Raw genomic sequence first — 6,000 nt, forward strand, 5'->3', positions numbered from 1 at the left:
TCTGTAAATTTCTGTACACTAGTAAGCTGTTCATAATTAATCTTATTCAAGGACAAAAGAATGCTCTCTGGCTGGTCTATCATTCTTATTTCCCTGGCATACCTTTGCTTGTTATTTGCCATTGCCTACTTTGGCGATAAATCCGCGGAGAAAAACCGCCAGACCGCCAGCCGCCCGATCATCTATTCACTCTCCTTGGCTGTTTACTGTTCCTCCTGGACTTTTTATGGTGCGGTCGGCCGCGCAACGACCAGCGGCTGGGAGTTTCTTGCCACCTACTTAGGCCCTGTCATCGTCTTTATCTTCGGGTGGCAACTGATAGAGAAGATGGTCCTAATCAGTAAACAACAGAATATTACGACCATCTCTGACTTTATCTCTTCGCGTTATGGTAAAAGCCAGGCACTCGCCGTGTTGGTAACCGTTATTGCAGTAACGGGCACCATGCCCTATATCGCAATGCAGCTTAAAGCCGTCGCCATCAGTTACAACGCGTTAACCCCAGGGACTGAAGACGTTATCAGTAAAGGTAGCGATACCGCTCTGTTTGTCGCCATCATGATGGCCATCTTTGCAATCTTGTTCGGCACCCGGCACATAGATGCGACAGAGCACCATGAGGGCCTTGTGCTAGCAGTCGCCTTCGAATCCATCGTAAAACTCACCGCATTCCTAGCGGTAGGTATTTTTGTCACACTGGAAATTTTTAATGGCTTTGACGATCTGGCACACAACATTGCCGTGCAACTTAGCCACAACAGCAATTACAGTTCATTTCTTAACGACAGTTTTTTGACGGAAATACTCCTCGCCTGCGCGGCAATCATCTGCCTACCGAGACAATTCCACGTAACTATCGTTGAAAACACCAATCCAGCCCACCTTAAACTTGCCCGATGGCTGTTTCCGATCTACCTGATTCTGCTAGCCCTGTTTGTGCTGCCAATCTCCACTGCCGGCCTGCTCTATTTTGATGGAACCGGCGTAGACGCCGACACCTATGTATTGATGCTGCCACTGGCCGCAGACCATAAAGAGTTAGCTACGTTCGCATTTATAGGTGGACTTTCTGCTTCAACAAGCATGGTGATTGTTGCCAGTATTACACTTGCAACCATGGTCTGTAACGACATCATTATGCCGTTACTGTTCCGCATTTCCTGGCTTAAGCTCTCCGATAACAAAGATGTCGGGGCTTTGCTATTAAGAGTACGTCGAATCACCATCATGTGCTTGATGATTCTCGCCTACTTCTACTATCGAATTCTTGGCGAACAGTCTCCGCTGGCTTCATTTGGTTTACTTGCATTTGTTGCCGCCGCCCAGTTCCTTCCCGCTATCATCGGGGGGATCTACTGGAAAGCAGGATCTCGACATGGGGTATTAGCAGGCTTAATCGGCGGCTTCCTACTATGGCTCTATACTCTGGTACTACCCTCATTCAGTGAAGCCGGCCTACTGGGCCCCGAATACCTCAACAGCGGTATCTTTGGCATCGACTGGCTCAAACCTACACAACTATTTGGACTAGGCGGCCTGGATGTTTTAACCCACGGCGTTATCTGGAGCTTACTCACCAATACCATCCTCTACATCCTTGTCTCTCGGTATACCAACCTGAGATTAGTTGACCGCATTCAGGCCAGCGCATTTGTCGATGTTTACAATAAAGACCTGACCGAAACCGCAAGGCAGTTTGGCCTGGTTACTGTTGGCGATCTACAAATGCTGACTGAGCGCTTCCTTGGGATTAGCCGTACCCAGCACGCCTTTACCGGATTTGCTCTTCAAAGAGGTGATGAACCTCCTCTATCCGGTGACAAAGCAACCCCTGAGCTTATCCAGTTCACTGAGCGTCTACTCGCGGGTGTTATTGGCGCATCTTCCGCACGTATCGTCCTCGCATCGACACTTCGCGGCAAGGACATGCACATTGGTGATGTCGTAACTATTGTTGACGAGGCCTCACAAGCCCTTCGTTTTAACCGGTCACTGCTTCAGTCAACGATCGAGAACATCAGCCTGGGGATAAGCGTAGTTGACCAACAGATGCGTCTGGTTGCCTGGAACCGTGTCTATGTAGAGATGTTTGATTATCCAGAAGGGCTGATATGTGTAGGCCGACCAATAGAAGAGGTTTTCCGCTTCAACGCCATGAAGGGAGAATACGGCCCGGGTAATAATGATGAGCAGGTCAAAAAGCGCCTGCGTGTGCTTAAATCAGCCAAAAGGCACAGCTACGAGCGCTTCCGCCCAGACGGTACCGTTCTCGAAGTGCGCGGCAATCCAATGCCAAACGGTGGTTACGTCAACACCTACATGGATATCACGAATCACAAACATGTCGAAGATGCCTTACGTGAGAGCGAGCAAAATATCCGTATCTATACTGATAATGTCCCCGTACTGATTGCTTACCTTGACCCAGAAAGGCGCTACCTCTTTATCAACAAGGCCTACGCGGAAACTTTCGACCTGGATCGAACTTCTATCTCTGGTCAGGCCTGCCATAAAATCATGACCGAAGAGGAATATGAGCTCCGCAGTCCTTACATTACTGCTGCCCTGGAAGGGAAAAGGCAGCGCTTCGAAACAACACTCCCAAGCAAAGACGGAGCCGATCGATTCGCTGAAGTAAAATACATTCCACATATAGGCGAATACGGCGATGTCCTGGGTTATTTCACGCTCTACCAGGATATTACTGAACGAAGAAAAGCAGAAAAAGCGCTTAAAGAGACCAATGAAAACCTTGAACAAAGGGTGAGAGAACGTACCCACGCACTCTCAGTGGTGAACAAAGAGCTACGAAAAGAAAACACCATTCGCTCGCTCATGGAAGATGAACTGCGTCAGGCAAAATCTGATGCCGAAGACGCCAACCTGGGTAAAACCCGATTCCTGGCATCAGCGAGCCATGACCTATTACAGCCCTTAAATGCCGCCCGATTATTTACCTCAGCCCTGGCGCAACAAAGCCATAGCGAAGAGACACGTCAGCTTGTTGATAACCTCAACGGCTCTCTAACAGCAGCTGAGGAGCTAATCACTGCGATTCTCGACATATCCAAACTGGATGCAGGCGCTCTTGAACCATCCATCACTGATTTCGCTCTGGATGACATGTTTACCGCACTCAGCACCGAATTTACTGCTGTAGCAGAGAAGAAGAATCTGCAATTCCAGTTTGTACAATGCAAAAAGGTAGTACGTTCCGACCAACAACTATTACGCCGAATTATTCAGAATTTCCTTTCCAATGCGATCCGCTATACCCAGGAAGGCAAAATCCTTCTGGGCTGCAGACGTCGAAAAAACATGCTACGGATTGAAGTCTGGGATACCGGGGTAGGTATTGCCGAAGATAAGATAAGCGAAGTGTTTGAAGAGTTTCGCCGTATCGACAACCCTAAACACTCTCAAGTACAAGGGCTGGGCTTAGGCTTGGCTATTACCGAACGTATAGCTCGCATGCTAAACCATAAGCTAAACGTCCGTTCCTGGCCCACAAAAGGCACTGTATTCAGTGTAGACATACCGCTAGGGGATGAGACTAAGGCAGTTAAACCAAGACCTGAGAAGCGCGGCTGGATCCGCAGTAAAGGCCTTAATGGCATACGCGCCTTCGTAATCGATAATGAACCTAAAATCCTTGAGGGCATGTCTGCACTGCTTAATGGCTGGGGTTGCGATGTACGCACCGCACTATCCGCGCAAGAAGCTTGTGAAACCATCGAAAGTGAGGCTTTTCAGCCTGAGATCATCTTAGCCGACTACCATCTATCTGAAACCCTCACAGGCATCATGGCCCTTAAGGATATTCAACCTTTGCTGGAGAAAGACGTTCCGGCCATCGTCATTACCGCCGACAGAACAGATGAGGTAAAAGCAGAGATCAGCGACTTTGGCGCTCAACTGCTCACCAAACCTATACGCCCTGCCGCACTTCGCGCAATGATTAACAAAACCATTGCCACTGCCCGTGCCAATGAAGCAGATGAGTAGCCTTACCTTTTGAAAGTCACAAAAAAAGCGCCTGTAGGCGCTTTTTTTTATTCATAGCATATCTTATTCAAGATCTGTCTTAGGTGGCTCGACACCCAAACGCTGAGCAGCAATAACAGCCTGCGTACGACTATGAACGCCCAATTTGCGTAGAATTGCAGTTACGTGGGCTTTGATCGTTGCTTCAGACACATTGAGCTCATAAGCAATCTGCTTATTGAGCAAGCCTTCGGTCAACATCGTCAACACTCGGAACTGCTGAGGGGTCAGCGCAGCTAGCGCAGCCGCAAATTTCTGATCGTCCTCGCTCACTTCTCCCAAGTTGTCAGCAACCTCCTGCGGTAACCACTCTTCTCCTTCGAGTACAGCTACGATTGCCTCGCCAATGGTTTCCAGAGGTGCAGACTTAGGAATAAAGCCAGACGCGCCGTAATCGAGCGCACGCTTCATCACGTTAGGCTCTTCGCTACCGGATACAACAACGACAGGAATACTTGGATTCTGGCCGCGTAAAAAAACCAGACCAGAGAAACCATTTGTACCTGGCATATGAATATCGAGCAGAACAAGGTCCGCATCTGAGTGCTGATCAACCGCTTCCTGAACGGCAGGCAATGAATCGGCTTCAATCGTTTCAACACCTGGAATTGCTTGAGTAACGGCTTGCTTTAGAGCAGCGCGGAATAACGGGTGGTCATCTGCGATGATAATTTTTTGAGCTAACTGCATGCGTTCAATTCCCCCTTCAGAATCTAAACACGAACGCGACCTTTTGACGGGTATCCTGTGGTGAGCTTACCACTATAAAACAAAAAACTCCCGTACGTCTCGCTATTTACGCGACATACGGGAGCTTTTCAGCCAAATTTACAATAAATTTTAGCCTTGGCGGTTCATTCTGTTCTCAATCAGATCATCAACCACTGATGGATCTGCCAGGGTAGAAGTATCACCCAGAGAACCGAAATCATCTTCCGCGATCTTACGCAGGATACGACGCATGATCTTACCAGAACGTGTTTTAGGCATGCCCGGTGCAAACTGAATAAGGTCAGGAGATGCGATTGGACCAATCTCTGAACGAACATGCAGACGCAGTTCTTTCAACAGCTCATCCGACTGCTCGAAGCCAGCCTGAAGGGTAACGTAAACGTAGATACCCTGGCCTTTAACTTCATGCGGATAACCTACTACAGCCGCTTCAGCAACAGCTTCGTGTGCAACCAGTGCAGACTCAACTTCAGCTGTACCCATACGGTGACCAGATACGTTGATAACATCATCAACACGACCTGTAATCCAGTAGTAACCATCTGCGTCACGACGACAGCCATCACCCGTAGTGTAAACACCTTTGTAGGTAGAGAAGTAAGTCTGGATGAAACGATCGTGATCACCCCAGATAGAACGAGCCTGTGAAGGCCAGGAATCTTTAATTACCAGGTTACCATCAACCGCACCTTCCAGCTCATTACCTTCCGCGTCAAGCAGCGCAGGCTGAACACCAAAGAATGGGCGTGAAGCAGAACCTGGTTTCGCATCAGTTGCACCCGGCAGAGGCAGAATCATCATGCCGCCTGTCTCAGTCTGCCACCATGTATCAACGATCGGGCAACGACCCTGACCGATAATACGGTGGTACCATTCCCAAGCCTCTGGGTTGATTGGCTCACCTACAGAACCCAGAATGCGCAAAGATGACAGGTCAGAATCACCCAGTACATCTTCACCCTGCTGCATCAGTGCACGGATTGCAGTTGGAGCAGTATAGAACTGGTTAACTTTATGCTTCTCGATAACACGACCAAAACGGCTGTTATCTGGGTAGCTTGGAACACCTTCAAACATCAGTGAAGTTGCTCCGTTTGCTAGTGGTCCGTAAACAATATAACTGTGACCAGTCACCCAACCTACGTCAGCAGTACACCAGTAGATGTCGCCTTCTTTGTAGTCAAACGCATACTCGTGAGTCATGGATGCATATACCATGTAACC

The 6,000-nt window shown here is 48.7% G+C and carries 3 protein-coding genes; 1 reads left to right on the plus strand and 2 read right to left on the minus strand.

Features of this window, described 5'->3' with window-relative positions; translation table 11 throughout:
* Positions 1–60 precede the first annotated feature (60 nt).
* Positions 61–4,005 (plus strand): hybrid sensor histidine kinase/response regulator, encoded by a 3,945-nt coding sequence (locus MED92_RS08225; protein WP_007021068.1) that lies wholly within the window; start codon positions 61–63, stop codon positions 4,003–4,005.
* A 63-nt stretch (positions 4,006–4,068) separates the two neighbouring features.
* Here MED92_RS08225 and MED92_RS08230 read toward each other — a convergent pair whose 3' ends face one another.
* Positions 4,069–4,734 carry a response regulator transcription factor gene (locus MED92_RS08230; protein WP_007021069.1) on the minus strand — a complete coding sequence of 222 codons (666 nt, stop codon included), beginning with the start codon at positions 4,732–4,734 and terminating at the stop codon, positions 4,069–4,071.
* Positions 4,735–4,884: 150 nt separating this feature from the next.
* Positions 4,885–6,000 (minus strand): acetate--CoA ligase (locus MED92_RS08235; protein WP_007021070.1); only part of this gene is annotated, 1,116 nt, incomplete at its 5' end.

The sequence above is a fragment of the Neptuniibacter caesariensis genome (genome assembly GCF_000153345.1).
In the GTDB taxonomy this organism is placed as follows: domain Bacteria; phylum Pseudomonadota; class Gammaproteobacteria; order Pseudomonadales; family Balneatricaceae; genus Neptuniibacter; species Neptuniibacter caesariensis.

What these genes read in the sequence shown, in the direction of transcription:
- MED92_RS08225 (WP_007021068.1), top strand. Translation starts at nt 61, where the DNA reads ATGCTCTCTGGCTGGTCTATCATTCTTATTTCCCTGGCATACCTTTGC.
- MED92_RS08230 (WP_007021069.1), bottom strand. Translation starts at nt 4,734, where the DNA reads ATGCAGTTAGCTCAAAAAATTATCATCGCAGATGACCACCCGTTATTC.